17 protein-coding genes are annotated in these 14,351 nt (G+C 70.0%); all 17 read right to left on the minus strand.

The features are described 5' to 3' along the window. Positions 1 to 17: 17 nt before the first annotated feature. The 17 genes from DDZ14_RS16070 to DDZ14_RS16145 all read right to left on the minus strand — a co-directional run bounded on the left by DDZ14_RS16070 (position 18) and on the right by DDZ14_RS16145 (position 14,154). Entirely contained in the window at positions 18 to 413 is a 396-nt protein-coding gene (locus DDZ14_RS16070; RefSeq protein ID WP_109426003.1) for a hypothetical protein, read from the minus strand. Further along, positions 406 to 804: a hypothetical protein gene (locus DDZ14_RS16075; protein ID WP_109426004.1), complete on the minus strand. Its 399-nt coding sequence runs from the start codon at positions 802 to 804 to the stop codon at positions 406 to 408. Before DDZ14_RS16075 ends, DDZ14_RS16070 begins: the two co-directional genes overlap by 8 nt. Next, the gene (locus tag DDZ14_RS16080) at positions 801 to 3,950 is read right to left on the minus strand and encodes a phage tail protein (RefSeq protein WP_109426005.1); all 3,150 of its coding nucleotides are present in this window, start codon (positions 3,948 to 3,950) and stop codon (positions 801 to 803) included. Before DDZ14_RS16080 ends, DDZ14_RS16075 begins: the two co-directional genes overlap by 4 nt. A gap of 1 nt (position 3,951) precedes the next feature. Continuing rightward, a complete protein-coding gene (locus tag DDZ14_RS16085; RefSeq protein ID WP_109426006.1) occupies positions 3,952 to 4,356 on the minus strand; it encodes a hypothetical protein in 405 nt (134 codons plus the stop codon). Then, entirely contained in the window at positions 4,353 to 4,955 is a 603-nt protein-coding gene (locus DDZ14_RS16090; RefSeq protein ID WP_109426007.1) for a hypothetical protein, read from the minus strand. The genes DDZ14_RS16085 and DDZ14_RS16090 overlap by 4 nt, the downstream gene beginning before the upstream one ends. A gap of 4 nt (positions 4,956 to 4,959) precedes the next feature. After that, complete coding sequence (locus tag DDZ14_RS16095; protein WP_109426008.1) at positions 4,960 to 5,622, minus strand: hypothetical protein; 663 nt, start codon at positions 5,620 to 5,622, stop codon at positions 4,960 to 4,962. Continuing rightward, positions 5,619 to 8,147, minus strand: coding sequence for a phage tail length tape measure family protein (locus tag DDZ14_RS16100; protein WP_109426009.1), 2,529 nt, complete (start codon positions 8,145 to 8,147; stop codon positions 5,619 to 5,621). The genes DDZ14_RS16095 and DDZ14_RS16100 overlap by 4 nt, the downstream gene beginning before the upstream one ends. Next, complete coding sequence (locus tag DDZ14_RS20280) at positions 8,144 to 8,617, minus strand: DUF1799 domain-containing protein (RefSeq protein ID WP_369915213.1); 474 nt, start codon at positions 8,615 to 8,617, stop codon at positions 8,144 to 8,146. The genes DDZ14_RS16100 and DDZ14_RS20280 overlap by 4 nt, the downstream gene beginning before the upstream one ends. Next, positions 8,512 to 8,841 carry a hypothetical protein gene (locus tag DDZ14_RS16110; RefSeq protein WP_109426011.1) on the minus strand — a complete coding sequence of 110 codons (330 nt, stop codon included), beginning with the start codon at positions 8,839 to 8,841 and terminating at the stop codon, positions 8,512 to 8,514. Before DDZ14_RS16110 ends, DDZ14_RS20280 begins: the two co-directional genes overlap by 106 nt. A 22-nt stretch (positions 8,842 to 8,863) precedes the next feature. Further along, complete coding sequence (locus DDZ14_RS16115) at positions 8,864 to 9,793, minus strand: hypothetical protein (protein WP_109426012.1); 930 nt, start codon at positions 9,791 to 9,793, stop codon at positions 8,864 to 8,866. 3 nt (positions 9,794 to 9,796) lie between these two features. Then, positions 9,797 to 9,964, minus strand: coding sequence for a hypothetical protein (locus tag DDZ14_RS19750; RefSeq protein WP_158275544.1), 168 nt, complete (start codon positions 9,962 to 9,964; stop codon positions 9,797 to 9,799). Further along, entirely contained in the window at positions 9,961 to 10,392 is a 432-nt protein-coding gene (locus DDZ14_RS16120; RefSeq protein ID WP_109426013.1) for a hypothetical protein, read from the minus strand. The genes DDZ14_RS19750 and DDZ14_RS16120 overlap by 4 nt, the downstream gene beginning before the upstream one ends. Further along, positions 10,392 to 10,820, minus strand: a complete 429-nt coding sequence (locus tag DDZ14_RS16125; protein ID WP_109426014.1) for a gp436 family protein — start codon at positions 10,818 to 10,820, stop codon at positions 10,392 to 10,394. The genes DDZ14_RS16120 and DDZ14_RS16125 overlap by 1 nt, the downstream gene beginning before the upstream one ends. Before the next feature lie 237 nt (positions 10,821 to 11,057). Further along, the gene (locus tag DDZ14_RS16130; RefSeq protein ID WP_109426015.1) at positions 11,058 to 11,516 is read right to left on the minus strand and encodes a helix-hairpin-helix domain-containing protein; all 459 of its coding nucleotides are present in this window, start codon (positions 11,514 to 11,516) and stop codon (positions 11,058 to 11,060) included. A 10-nt stretch (positions 11,517 to 11,526) separates the two neighbouring features. Next, a complete protein-coding gene (locus DDZ14_RS16135) occupies positions 11,527 to 12,420 on the minus strand; it encodes a Mu-like prophage major head subunit gpT family protein (protein ID WP_109426016.1) in 894 nt (297 codons plus the stop codon). Positions 12,421 to 12,433: 13 nt separating this feature from the next. Beyond that, complete coding sequence (locus DDZ14_RS16140) at positions 12,434 to 12,865, minus strand: hypothetical protein (RefSeq protein ID WP_109426017.1); 432 nt, start codon at positions 12,863 to 12,865, stop codon at positions 12,434 to 12,436. Continuing rightward, on the minus strand, positions 12,865 to 14,154 hold the full coding sequence (locus DDZ14_RS16145) for a phage protease (RefSeq protein WP_233252618.1): 1,290 nt from the start codon (positions 14,152 to 14,154) through the stop codon (positions 12,865 to 12,867). Before DDZ14_RS16145 ends, DDZ14_RS16140 begins: the two co-directional genes overlap by 1 nt. Positions 14,155 to 14,351 lie beyond the last annotated feature (197 nt).

Here is a 14,351-nt window from a genome sequence, read left to right on the forward strand (position 1 = left end):
CCTCCTCTCTGCTCGATCTATCTGACTGGCGGCCAATGGCCGTCATCGGTGAAATCCGCGGGCACCGGGTCGAGCTTCTTAATGTCCCAGGAGGCGTTGTAGACCGCCTCCACCCAGGCTGTGCCGATCTGGACCATCTGCGCGATCTGAGGCGGCGTGAGCAGGTGGTCGGTGTTGTCGCGGTCCCGGAAGCGTTTGATCGTCGTGACGTCGCCCGCCGCGATGCGCGCCTGCGCGCCATCAAGCAGTCCGCTCAAGGTCACCATGTCCTGCAATCGAGCCTGTAGCGCCACGTCTCCATAGCCCGGCACGGTGAAGATCGATCCGGCCTCCAGGCGGCGGGTGCGCTCGGCATTGACCGCGTCGTGATCGCGGCGCCGGCGGAATTCGGGGTCCTGGGCGAAATCAATCAACGGGGATCACCTCCTGCACTGGCAGATGCGGAAAAGGCGGGTCGACGGCGACGGTGTAGAGACCGGGGCCAGTGAGGTTGAGCGTCTGGCCCATGTCCGAGATCGTCAGCGCGTCGCCGGCCTCGCTCAGCACGCTCACCACGCTGCCCGACGGGTAGACGCTGAGGTCGATCGCAAGCGGCACCGTGCCTGCGGCAGGCAGGGACGGGATCGCGGGCCGCGGCAGGATCGTGCCGGCGACCACGTCCACGTAATCCGCCGCCAGATCGGCCCGGCCGGGCACCCAGAAGCGGCCCAGCGCAAGCGCCGTGGCATTGGCATCGTCGACGTTGCGGAGCCGCGCGATCTGCGCGATGCGGCCGGCGGCGTCATGAAACGTGACATCGATCATTTGAAGGTCTCCAGCACGACGAGTTGGATGGAATTCGAAGTACCGCCACCGACTGTTGCGGTCACAGTGATCGGCACGCCCGCCAACACCGAAATGCTGCCCATCACCGCCGCCGATCCGGCTTCGGAGTCTCCAAGCTGTTGGCTCGCCGAAAACGACGTGCTCCCGTCCCCGACACCTACGAGCAACGTCGCGCCGCTCTGACCACCGGCGGTGCCTTTTCCGAACGCGAACATCGACACATCCCCATCGAAGGGCGGGGTCCAACTCACAGCCGCGCTCAGACCGCCGCTCGCGCTACGCGTTGTCGTGATCGCATTGTCGGAGACCTTGATCGTGTCCACGGCCAGGTCGCCGATCTTCGCATTGGTGATCGCGGCGGTGTTGATCTTGGCCGAGGTCACCGCCAGGTCTTCGATCTCGGCCGAGGCGACCGTGATCCCGAGCGCGGTGAGGCTCTCGAAGAAGGCCAGGTCGGCGGTCACCGAATTGGGCGTCAGCAGGGTCGAGCCCGGCTTCTTGCGGCGCACCTCGATGTTGGTGACGAATATCTCGCCGCCGGTCTCGTTGCCGTCGCGACGCACGAGCACTCGACCTGAAACCGCTCCCGTAGGTGCGCCCGCCATAGCCGTCGATCGGTGCTGGAGCGCGCCGGGTGCCAGATTGCTGAGCCCATCGGCGGAGATGAATACCCCCGCTTGATCTAAATATTGCACCACCACATCGAACGTGCCGTCGGCGTCGGCCGTGGAAACCTCGTCGAACTCCAGCACATATGCTTCGCCCTCGACGATCGGGAATTGCGAGGCGCCGTGCGTAAGATGGGACGTGCCGGGATCGGACGTCATCTCCAGCGCGAAGGCCGCCGGGATGAGCCGCTGTGCATTTCGCGGTGCGGCCGGGTCTTTTGGCGTGACCAGGAACTGCGCCGGAACGGCGGCCCATTCAGAAAAATCACCGGTCCCGAAGTTCCCGTTCACCACCAGGTTGCCGGAGAAGTCGGTCACCGTCAGTTTCTTCGCGGCCACCGTGCCGTCGAGCAGGATGTTGTCCGCCTTGACCCGGAATGCGCCGCTGGTCCCGCCCACGTCCTGCCAGCCGAAAAGCCCGAACTCGCCGCCGATGTTGCGGAAGACGAGCGCGGCCGCGCTCTCGGTGTCGATCGTGTCGATCCGGGCGTTCGCGGTCAGCGCGTCGGCGGCGGCCGCGGCGGCGGCGGCATTGGCGTCGTCGATCGACTGCGTGACCACCACCGAGATGTCGACCGCGCCGATCCGCACGTCGGGCGTCGTGGCCGGCAGCCAGGCGGTCCAGTCCACGGGCCGGTCGACCACGTAGATCGCACGCGCCTCGTAATTCTCGGCCGGCAGGACGCCCTGCGAGACGATCAGGCGGCCGTCCTCCACGCCGGTGGTCGAGCCGGTGATCACCGGCGTCGCAGCACCCGCGATCCGGATCTCGAATTGCAGCGCGCGCACGTCCGGGTCGGTGCCGTCCCAGGTCAGCTCCAGCGCCGGGCGCCGGGCGGTGCCGCCGGCATCCGCGATCGAGGTGCCCACGACGCCGAAATTCGGCACCACCTGCGCGGGCAAAACATTGGTCACGGGCGCCGCCGGCTCCGAGGGCAGGATCGCGCCGGGCTGCGGCACGAAATCCGCCGGGTCGCGCTCGCGCATCGAGACGCTGACCCGCCCCGAGCGCTGGCTGTCATCGAGCGTGGCGATCTCGAAGAGCTTGTCGGCGTAGCCGTGCCGGGCGCTCGTCCAGGCCACGGTGTCGAGCGGCTCCAGGATCAGCGCGTCGGGCGGCAGCACCAGGCTGTGGCGCCGGAACCGGCGGTCATCCTCCAGCCAGGCCGCCATCAGGCGCTGCACCTGCTCGCCATAGGGCACGGCCGGCAGGCTCAGGTTGGCCACCAGGCGCTGTCCCTGATCCTCGGCCTCCAGATCGGCGCGCACCAGCATCGGCGCCTCGCGCGCCTCCCAGAGGCTCGCGGGCTCGGGGTACTTCGCGGCCACGGCATTGTGCGTGGCGCCGGGGTCCGGAAACGGCGTGTCGCTGTCCTCCTCGGTCACCACGATGTCGTCGTCGGTGAAGAACCACACCGGCAGCGCGGGCGGGCCGACGCGGACCTTGAGCGTGCCGCCCACGTCGACCACCTCGGCCGAGGCGGCTTTCAGGAGCTCGTCCATCACGTCGGCCGGCTCGTCATCGACGAAGACCTCCAGCCCGGCGCGGTATTGCGGCTCCTGCGAAGCGTCCGAGCGCGTGACCAGCACGTCGCATTCGTTCATGCCGGCAAACCAGTTCGAGAGCGGCAGGTCGGCCTCGGCCCAGCCTCCGCCCCAGACATTGCCGTCGGGAAAGGCGATGCCGCGGGCGACGTTGTAGACCATCACGATCGGGTTCAGCGTCTTCTCCCATGTCGCAGGATCGGCCCAGCGATGGGCGCCGCTGCCGCCCACGCTGCTGTCCTTGCGCGGGTCGTAGAGCGGGATGCCGTCAACCTCGAAACGCACATCCGGGAAGCCCTTGAAGAGCTTGCGGTCGAGGTTGAACGAGAGCACCGCGTAGGAGACGCCGGTCGCCACCATGTCGGTGTCCCAGGGGAAATCCGCCGGCCGGGAGAGTGGCGGCGTGACCACGGGGTAGCGGTTCAGCATCAGCGGGTCGGCGGCGGTCTGCGTGCCGTCGTAGAGCTTGATCCAGGCCTTGCCGTTCAGGCGCCCCGCCACCGGAAAGCCCAGCGTCGGGTCCTCGGTGGGGTCCAGCGCCACGTAATCGCCGTCGACGATCAGCCGCGACAGGTCGTGGCCCGGCAGGCTGCCCAGCGTGATGACGTAGTTCAGCAGCTCGTTGTTGCTGCGGCCGGGCGTGCTCGCCGTCTGGCGCGGCGCGGCGTGCACGCCCGAGGTCGCGTAGGTGCCCAGGATGAAGCTCTGCGGGTTGGTGCCGCCCGTTTGTGTGGCCCGCGTGCGCAGGCCGGGCTCGGTGATCTTGGGCTTCTTGGCCAGTACGCGGCTCAGCGCCGAAACCGCGACCGCGACCAGGAGCCGGCCGACCAGCGTCTGGGTCAGGAAGACGATCGCCGAGTCGACCGCGATCGCGCCCGCGACACCTGCGATTGCGAAGCCCACCGCCGCCATCTCAGGCCACCCGGAAGGCGCGGTGCGCCGCCGTCAGCGGGACCATCGCGATCCCGCTCTTCTGCAGCACGTACACGGCCTCTCCCTGCACGACGCCCAGCGCGTCGCCCTCGTCGGTCGCCACCACGGCCAGGTCGCCCACCTGCGCAAACGACGCGGGCACCTCCGCAAAATGCGCCGCCGCCATCTCGACATGGTCGGCATGACCCAGCGCGCCGAGCCGCCTGAGCCCCTCGGTCAGCGTCGAATAGGTGCCGCGCAGCCCCTCGGCCGGGTCGCGCCCGGTCTGCGCCTCGGCCGCGCCCGCGGCGAAAAGCGCGCAGTCATGCGTGCCGGGCACGAAAGGCTCGCGCGCCGCCGCGGTGACATAGGCCAGAAGCCGGGGGCGCCAATCGGGCAGCTTCATGCCTTCTTCTCCCCCCATATCGTCACGTAGTTGCCCGAGACATCGGCGTAGCGGTAGAACCGGTCGTCGCCGCGCCGCCGCTGCGCCTCGTCCGACTTGGTGGTGCTGAGCCGCAGCGTCAGCCGGCGCATTGCGCTGGCCAGCGTGGCGGCCACGCCGCCCTGTTCGCCGGGCTTGGGCCGGGTGGTCTTGAGCTGCTCCAGCGTGCCAGCGAAGACCCGGTGCGGCGCGCCGATCAGCTGGCGGGTGTCGGCATCTAAGATCGCGCGGTGGATTTCGACGGGGGCCAGGCGCGGCTCGTAGATCTTCAGCGCCTGCTCGACCTCCGGCGCGATCGCGGCGAGCTTGAGTTTCTGGCGCTGGACCTGCGTGCCGCTCTGGTAGCGGACGGTCAGCTGGTCGAGCATCGTGCCCGCGCCGTGGTAGAGCCGCATTTGCCCGCCGATATCGAAGCTCTGGTGATCGTCGCCCGACCAGAGCCCCATGTTCTCGACCGCGCCCGTGGTCCGGTTCGTGGCGCTGAGCCAGAAGAGCGTGTAGGCCGCGATCGCCGGGCGGGTGGCGAGATGGGCGACGGTGGCGGGATCGAGATCGCGCATCAGCTCACCTCAGCGTCTGGATGAAACGGAAGGCCACGCCCTCGGTGATCGTCCGGCGCGTGGTGCCGACCTCGATCTCGCCCGGCACCAGCGTGGCCTTGCAGTGAGCCCAGGTCAGCGCGACCGCGGTGCCGGTGACGGCCCCCGGCCGGATCGCCGGGCGCACCTCGAAGAGCGGCGTCACGCCCGTGCCGTCTGCGGTGGCGCTGTCCTCCACCACCTCGTGGAGCGCGTAGCGTACCGGGTTCGTGCCGTACTGGAACGAGAGCATGTCGCCCGCGGCCAGCACGTAGCCCACCGGCAGGCCGCCGAGCGCGATCAGCCGCGCGTCCGCGTCGAGCGTGTCGATCACCGGCGTGGCGGCGCCCAGGATCGTGCCGCCGGGATCGCCGGCCGGGAACGCGCGCTTGGGGTCGTAGGCCAGGAAGGACGCGCCGGCCGAGCGCAGCAGGTTGATCCGCGCCCGGATCGGCCGGGCCTCCTCCGCCGTCATCCGCCCGAGCCGTACCGACCCGGTCCAGAGCCGCGCCGCGATCTCGGATTTGAGGATTTCGCCGCCGGCGGTCCCGGCGATCTCCACCTGCTCGGGCAGATCGAAGGGCGCGGAGCTGATCAGCAGCCGGTCCATGAACTCAGCCAGCGAGAGCGGATAGGCCAGCGCGGTCATCCGATGATCCTCTCGTCGCCGTCGATCTCTCTGATCCGCGAAGGCAGCACTCGGCGCGAGAAGGCCTCCAGCCCCTCGCGGGTGATATTGGCCGCGACGTCACGCGACCGGCTGGTGATCCGCGCATCCAGATCGTCGCTGAGCCGCACCGTGAGTTCGAGCTGGTCACGCGCTGCCGCGCCCGCGGCCGGCGCGGCGCTGCCGCCGAAGACCGGCGGCGTGGCGCCCACCAGCCCGCCGCGGGCAAAGGCCGGCAGCCCGCCGGAAGTGTCGATCCGGCCGCTGTTGATCGCCTCCAGCAGTGTCCGGTTGCGCCGCGTCGCATCGGCATTCACGATGAACTCCTGATCGCTGGCCGCGATCAGCACCCGGTCGTCGCGCGGCCCGCCGGGGCCGGAGATCAGCCCGCCATCGGCCTTTTGCGGTATCCCGATCGCCGCGCCGATCGCGCCAAAAATTCCGCCGCCGCCGCCGAAGATGCCCGCGAATGGCCCCTGGCCCAGAAGGGCGGCTTGCAGGACCGCGCGCGCCATCGCCCGCGCCAGCCCATCGATCACGTCGCTGGCCGACTCGGCGTTCAGGATCACGTCCTCCAGCGCCTGGCCCGCGATATCCGAGAACCCGTCCCAGGCGCGATTGAGCGCCTCGATCTCGGCGGCCTCGGCCTGGTTGGCGGCGATCAGCGCCTCCACGGCCGTGCGCTGCTCGTCCGTCGCGCCCGAGAGCACGCCGCGCAGGCGGATCAGCTCGCGCTGCACCGGATCGGTCTCGCCCAGCAGATCGCGCTCGATCCGGAGCCCCTCGATCAGCTTCTCGACCGCCTCGCGTTCCCGGTCGGCTTCCTTTGCGGCCGACGATCCGCCACGCCGGGCCTTGCGGCGGGCCTCCTCGCCATCGAAGACCTTCTCGGCGCGCTCGATGATGTCGATCGCGCGCGCGCTCGACCGATCGACCACGCCGGCGAGATCGAGTTGGCGCTGCACGAAATTCTCGCGCGCCGAGCGGCCCAGCGCGGCGATCCGGCCGTCCAGGTCCTCGATCACGTCGCCGGCGCGCTGCGCCGCGCGCTCGTCGAGGATCGCCTGGATGTTCTGGCGGATGGCGTCGGCCTGGTCGATCGTCGCATTCGCCAGCTGCGCGCGCAGACGGATCATCTCCCGCTGCACCGGGTCGGAGGCCTGCAGCAGCGCCAGCTCGTCGCGCTGGGTGACCAGCAGCGCCTGGACGCTCTCCCGCGCGCGTTCCTCGGCCACGGCCCGGCGTTCGGCCGCGCGTTCGGCCGCGCGCGCCTCGTCCTCGGCCGCCTGGCGCACGGCGTCGCGCGCTTCCGTCTCGGCGAAGAGCTCGGCCACCTTCTCGCGCAGCGCGGTGGCCTCGAGGCTGTCGACGTCCAGCCCCGCCTTCTTCACCGCCTGAAGCTGGGCATTCGCCAGCTCGCTCCTGCGCAGCGCGTTGATCTCCTCCTGGATCGAAGCGATGGATTGGGCGACGCGCTGTTCCTCGCCGGCCGCGCCGCCCTTGCGTGCCTGGGCGATCTTCAGTTGCAGGTCCGCGAGCTGCTTGAGGAAGGCGTCTTCGTCAGGGGACAGGCCGCCCGAGGCACCCGCCGCGGCGGTGAAGCTCTCGCGCAGCCGGTCGAGCGCCTCCTGCTGCGCATCGAGGCCCTGGGCGTTGCCCAGATCCTCCAGCGCCGCAATGACCGTGTTGATCGAGCGTCGGTTGTCGCGCGACCAGATGCTCAGATCGAAGGTCTCGGCCAAGAGGTTCTGGTTCGGCCGGTTCTGGACATCGAAGAACTCGGCAATGGACGCCACGAACCCGTCGACCTGGCGCTGGGTCTCCCGCAGCTCGATGCCGGCGACCGCGGCCAGTATCTCACGGGCCCGCGACGCGCCGCCGCCGAATCGCTCCTCCAGCTCGGCCGTCGGTGCCGCGGCAGCCTCCACCGCCTTGCGGTAGATGTCGACCTGGTCGGAGAGCGCGTCCAGCGCTTTCTGCATGTCGTCGCCGCCGTCGGCGCCATCGGTGAACGCCTGGAAGAGCGCCGCACCCGCCGCGATCGAGCCGATCGTGATCAGGCTGACCGGGTTCACGAGCGAGGTCAGGGCCGAGCCCAGCGCCTTGACGGCGCCCGCCGCGCCCAAGGGCCCGATCACCTGCGTGATCTGCGTGCCCTGCTGCAGGGCCAGTTGCAGCGGGTTCTGACCGGCCGCCAGCTGCACCCCGATATCGTTGAACTGCGAGGCCAGGTTCGCGGTCTGGAACGACGCGCCGCGATTGGCGCGGGCCAGGTTGGCGGCCTGCGCGGCGGCGCGGGCCTCGGCACCGGCCAGCTGCTGCACCTCACGCTGGGCGGTGCCGGCTGCACCGGAAAGCCCGGTCGTCGTGGCCTGCGCCTTGCGGTTCTCGCCGCCGAGCTTCGTGCTGGCCTGCGCCGTGCGCCCCATCGCGGCGCCGGTCTCGTCGAGCGCCCGCTTCGCGTCGGTCGCATCGCCCTCGATCAGCAAGCTCGCCCGGAACGTCATCCTCGCCTTCCTCTGAGCGCCGCCACCGCGGCGGCTTCCATCACCTGCAGATCGCCCCAGAGCTCCGGGGTGATCTCGACACCTGCGCCTTCAAGCCCCGCGCGCACGCCCGCATAGTCGAGCCCTAGGCAGACGATCCGCCCCTCCAGCTGCGCGGTGCGCCACTGCGTGGTCGAGACCAGGAAGGCGCAGACCGGCGTCACGTTCTCCGGCCAGACGCCGTCCTCGCCCCGGCGCTCCTCGGCCAGCCCGGCCAGTTCGGTCTCGGGCAGCCCGAACGCGCGCGCCTCCGCTTGCAGCGCCGCCAGACCCTCGCCCGCGTCGCGGATCAGCGTCCCGTCGGCCCAGGCACGGGCTGCCCATTTCAGTTTCCCGTGCGGGCCTTGGTGATCGCGGTCATGTAGCCGCGCAGGAGCGCGATCCGCGCATAGGGCAGACCGAGGATGCGATCGCGGAGCGCATCGTTCCAGGAGAGCGGCTTGTCGTTATCGTCCACGATGTCGCCGATGCGCACGATCGCGGCGCGCAGGAACGCCTTCAGCCCTTCGGGGTCCTGCAGATCGAACTGCTCGTCCACGTCGCCGTCGATGACGCGGTAGCGCACGTCGAAGCTCTCCTCCCGGTGGCCACCATCGACGGGCACCATCACCGGAACCTTGTGGGTGAACTCGGGGGTCTCGGTCACTTTGAACATCTCAATTCCTCGGGCTTTGGGATCAGGTCAGGGTCAGGGTCCACTGGTCGTTGCCGGTCACCGGCAGCGGCACCAGGCGCAGCGGCCATTCCTTGATGTTCTGCTGGTTCTCCAGCCCCTGGGGCCGCTGCATCTGCGCGGCCGGCACGGCGAGCGTGGCGATCTTGCCGGCCCCGACCCCGTGCGCCAGGTCGACGGCGACCTGTGTCTGGGCCGCGGCCAGGGCGAACGGGTTGAAGGTGGTCAGCGGCACGGCCTCGACGCTGGTCTCGATCTGGTCGGCGCGGTCGGTGATCAGGACGCTTTCCGAGCCGACCAGGAAGCGGCCCTCGACCGCGTTGCCCAGCGCCAGCGAGGCGTTGCGCATCACGAGCGCCGTGCCGTCGATCTGGAAGGTCGGCGTGTTGGCGCTGCTCACCAGGGCGGGCTTCTGGAAGTTGGTCAGCGTCGGCACGGCCGGAGCCTGCTCGGCGGGCTGCACGAAGAGCCCGCGCATCTGGAACTCGATCACCGGCACGCCCTGGGCGTTCCAGCGCAGCGTCGCGGTGCCCCGCGTGCCCAGGATGACGTAGCGCGTGGCCCCGATCCAGAGATGGATGGTCAGGCTCTCATGGCCCGTGCTGACCGGGTTGTAGGTCACCGAGACGCCGGCCGAGAGCGTCTCGGCCACGCCGCAGGCGCGCAGGATCGGCCCCCAGGCCGGCGCGGTTCCGGCCGCGCCCGAGGGCGCGAGCTCCACCGAGAAGTTGAGCGCCGCCGAGAGCTCGGCCGGGATCGTGGCCTGGGCGCCCAGGAAGGCAAGCTCCAGCTCGCGGCTGACATCGTTGCCGTCCATCGGGGTCAGGCTCACATTCGTGGCCAGGATCGCGTTGGCCGCGCCCGTGGGCCCCTCGTCGACGCCGTAGACCGACTCGATGACGGCCAGCAGAACTTTCTCTTTCCAGCGGATCATCGATCAGCCCTCCTTCTTCGCGGACGCGGACGCGGACGCGGACGCGGGCGGTGCCGGCTTGCGCGCCGTGCCCGGCTCGGGTTCCTTCGTGCCGGCCACGCGGGTCAGCTTGCCGTCCTTGGCGGTGTAACTGCCGCCCGCCTGGGGCAGCGGGGTCTTCCGGTCGGTCATGTTGCAATCCTCAGCTGGTCGGTGAGCGAGAAGTCGATCTGGTAGACGATGGTGCCCGCGGACATGCTCACGAGCTGCCCGCGCATCAGGCGGAAGTCGCCGATGGCGCCCGCCGGCGCCCAGCCGGCGATCGCGCCGATTACGCCGCCGACGAGTGTCCGGATATCGGCCAGGGCGACGCCGGCGGCGGCGTTGTAGCTGCGCCAGGTGATGACCACGCCGATCGCCTCCTGCGTCTCCTGGCGGTAGAGGCCGCTGCCGGTGTCGACATTGCCCCCGCGAAGGCCCAGCGGCAGCACATGCGCGGCCGGCGTGACCTGCGGCAGGGCGCCCCGGCGCATCAGGTCGGCCAGTTCCGCCGCGCCCTCGATGCGGCCCGCCAGATCGGGGACCTTGTCTTCCAGCCGAGCGATCACATCCTCGATCATCAGATGAAGCCCTTCAGGTTCTTGGCCGTGAACGGGCGTTCGCGATCGGTGATCTGCGCGCCGCTGGAGCCGGACGACGCCGGCTCGACGCCCGCCACGTTGAGCCGCTTGAGCCCTTTCGAGAGGTCATCGAGGGTCTTTTGAGCGTCCTTGTAATCGGCCTCGATCTTTTGGTCGGGCGTGGCCGTGTGGAGCTTCCAGATCGCGATCGCCTGGGCCAGGTCCGCGACCAGCGCCGGGACGGATGCCAGCGGCAGCTTGTAGCGCACCATGAGCGCCGCATCGATGATCGCGTCGGCATCCGCCAGCGCCCGGTCGACCACGGCCTGGTCGATCAGCCCGGCCGGCGGCTGCGCGCGGTCGGTCAGCAGGCGCAGCATGCGCTCGCCGTAGCGGTCGATCAGGCTTGGCAGGTCGGTGTAGGGCATCGTGTGCGGTCTCCGGTGGCAAGTCCCGGTCTCTTCCGGCTGTCACGGTCGCTGTCCCCCGTCGCATCCGGGCGGCGCCCCCGGCGGCCTACTCACCGGCCTCCCCGCACCGGCGTTCGGCCGATTGCGGATCACTGGCCGGCTTTCGCCTGGCATCTCGGGTTGCACCGGGCGGATCGCGATCAGCGCCGCCCGGCGCGCGGCCCCGTTCGGGGGCATGCGCGGACCTGGTCCCGGTCAGCCCGCGTCTTCCACTGTCGTCTCGGACACGCTCAGGTGCGGGTCGGACTGAAGCGCGCCGATCTCCTCCAGGCTCAGGTCGGCCACCGGGATCGTGACCGGCTCCGGCCCGAACTTGCGGCCGGCACGCCAGCGCCCGCGGCGCGGGCCGCGCACGATCAGCGCATCGGCAATCGTGCCGCCACCCTTCGCACCGCCCGGATCGGGCCGGGGGTCTTGTGCCCCCTGGCCGTCACCGGCGGCGGGTCCTTGCGGCAGCTTTGCGGCGTCGGCCGCGGCCTCAACCAGAACAACGGCCTCGGAAATCCAGTCGGCCCAGGCAGGCGCGGTCAGCTCGACCTTGGGCGGGTTTTTGGGATCGACGGCGGCCAGGTCGGCAAAGCTGCCGATCCCCGCCGCCGCCAGGATCCCGGCGGTCTTCTTGCCGATGCCGTTGATGCGCGTCAGATCATCCATCGCGCGGCCCTCACGCCATCCACGGCGAGACGAGCAGCTCGGCCGTGTTGCGGTAGACGTTGGTGGCACCCGCCGCGTTGCGCTCGGCGTTCAGAAGCTCCAGCGCCTCGCCTTCCAGGCTGGGCGGCACGACGAGCAGGCTGGGGGTGATCCCCAGCGGCCGGCCGTGATCACCCTTCATGCCCAAGAGGCTCTCGCGGGCCAGCTTGTAATTGGCCTGGTTGAGCGTCTGCTTGGAGCCCCAGGCCATCTGCCAGAAGCCGTAGCCCACGTTCCAGCGCACGTCCGTGCCGTAGACGAACTCCTTCTGGTCGAAGACGTTGTCGTCGGTCGGCCGGTCCTTGGAGACGAAGTTCGCTGCGCGGCGGGTCTGATAGATGATCGGGCGGATCGAGCGGCGGGTGGAGAGCAGGAACCACGGCGTGCCCGCGCCGCCATCCGTGTTGGCCACCGTGGTGGGCTGGCCGTTCTCGTCGAGCACCGGGTGGTCGGTGTCGAAGAAGTTCTGACCGTCATAGGCCGGCTCGGTGAAGCCGTTCTTGAGCGCCGCGAAGACGAGCTGGTCGGGATGCGCGGCCACGCTCTCGCCCATCTCCACGAAGAGCGGCTGGTAGACGCCCAGGTTGTCGTCCTCGATGTCGTCGCGATCGACCCCGATCGTGAGCTCGTAGGACTTGTTTCTGATCGCATAGTCGTGCTCGGTCAGGCCGTGCACATGGCGCGCCCCGATCCATTCCGACATGTTGGGCACCTTGCCCAGCCAGCCGTACTTGTTCTCCTTGGTGGTCGAGGGCACCGTGGTGGCGATGCGCCCGAACTGGGTCTCGGCCTGGCCGAGGCCGCGGTTGAACGCGGTCGAGAAACCGGTGCGAAGCGCGGCGAGGTTGGCGGCGTTGATGATCATTGGCTCTTCTCCTTCAGGCCAGGCGGGTCAGGGCTTCGTCGAAGCGGACCCAGACGCCCTGGGCGTCGATTGCGTCGACGAAACCGGCTTTCGAGCGGGTGCCGGTGCCGTCGGTCAGCGCCACGGTCTGATCGTCGACCGCGTAGACCACCTTGCCGATATCGGCCTGGCCGATGGCGTCGCCGCCGGCGGAATTGGCGAAGCGGAAGACGCCGGGGCGATAGGCCAGGTTCTGGTCGCCGGCGGCGCCGGCGCTGTTGTCGGCGCGCTCCTCGGCGCGGCCGACGCCCATGAGCCCGGTCGCGGTCGAGGCCGGGACCAGGTCGCCGGCGGCGTTGCGCATCACGAGCGCGCCCTCGAAGATCAGCGCCGCGGCGGCCACCGGGCCGGTGCGGATGTCGCCCAGCGCCTGCGGCGTGTTGCGGCCTTCGGTCAGTGCAGCCATCAGAATGTCTCCTCGTTGGCGCGCTCGGCTTCAAGCGTCGCGGCATAGTCCTTGGGGTCCTGGCCCAGCAGCTTGGCCACCTGGGCCTGCTCGGCGTTGAGCGCGACCTCGCCCTCTTTCGGGGCGGGCGGCTGGATGGTGGTGCCGGAGGCGGCGAGCAGCGGCAGCGCGCCGATCTCCTTCTCCACGCGCGCGGAATCTGCCATGTGCATCGCGATGTAGTGGTCGCGCAGCGCCTTCACGCCGACGCGGCCGCGCTTGATCTCGCCATCGACGAAGGCGGTGGCGCGATCGTTGGCCTGGGCGGAGGTCACATCGTTGAGGGCTTTGGTCACCGTGCCGAGCTCGGCCTGCAGCGCGGCCACGACGTCGGTGTCGGACGTGCGCGCCTGGGCCGCGGCCAGAACGACCTCGGGGGTGGCGTCGCCTTCCAGGCCCAGCGCCGCGGCGATCTGCGGCAGCTGCGCCTGGGCGGCGGTCTCATGCGCCTTGCCGCCCTTCATCTCGCGCACGGCGGCGATGATCTGCGCCTCGGTCGAGGCCTTGTCGAGGCCGAGGATCTCGGCCAGACGTTCCATGAGTGTCATGTCACTCTCCTGGTTGAGCGCGGTCAGGCCGCGCAGATTGGGTTTGTTGACGAGGCTCGCGCGCAGGATCCGCACGATCCGTCCCGAACGGTCGTGCAGGATCACCGGGGAGATGCCCCGGTAGGCCTTCGTGGCGACCAGCTCGCGCCCGGCCGCGTTCCATTCCACCCGCCCCCAGATACCGCTCGGCCGGGCCTGCATCTCGACGATCCAGCCGCGCGCCGGCGCCGGCGCGCCGGACGGGGCGGCCAGGTCGGTGGCGTGGTTCTCGTCGAGGACCAGGCGGTCGGTATCCGTGAAAGAGACGGCGATCAGCGCCTCGGCATCGGCGACGGAATACGGCCCGCGCGCATCCGCCGTCTGGATCGCCCCGGCCGGCAGCAGGTGGACCCATTCGGGCGCCTCGGCATCGGCGCCGGGCTCGGCGAGGGCCTGTTGGGCCATCATCGCGAGGCCAGTATCGCCCAGCATGAACTGGACGGCGGCCTTCAGGCTGTCGAGCGAGATGTCGAGCACCTCGGCAAAGCCGCGCAGCCGCTCCTCGGGGGGCGTGTCGATCTCGCCGCGCAGGATCTGGCGCACGGTGCCGGGCTCGATCCCGGCGGCGCGGCCCATGCGCGCCACCAGGTCGGTTTCCTCCTCGGGCGACTTGGCCTTGGCCGCGATCGCGTCGCTGAGGATCTTTGCAAGGGTCTTGTCCATGCCGCCAACCTGCGCGGTCCGGACAGGCAAAAACACCCGCAAGGGATTGCGGGGCGGCGACCAAAATGACGGGGATACGACCATGCTGACCGGGCCGGTCGGGGCCGTCAAGGCACGTTATCGCCCCGGCGGCGCGGAGGCGCACCCACCCCTCCGGTCCCATTCGATTTTTGAACGGAGGAAATTGCGAATTAGAA

This window comes from Maritimibacter sp. 55A14 (genome assembly GCF_003122205.1).
Classification (GTDB): domain Bacteria; phylum Pseudomonadota; class Alphaproteobacteria; order Rhodobacterales; family Rhodobacteraceae; genus QEYE01.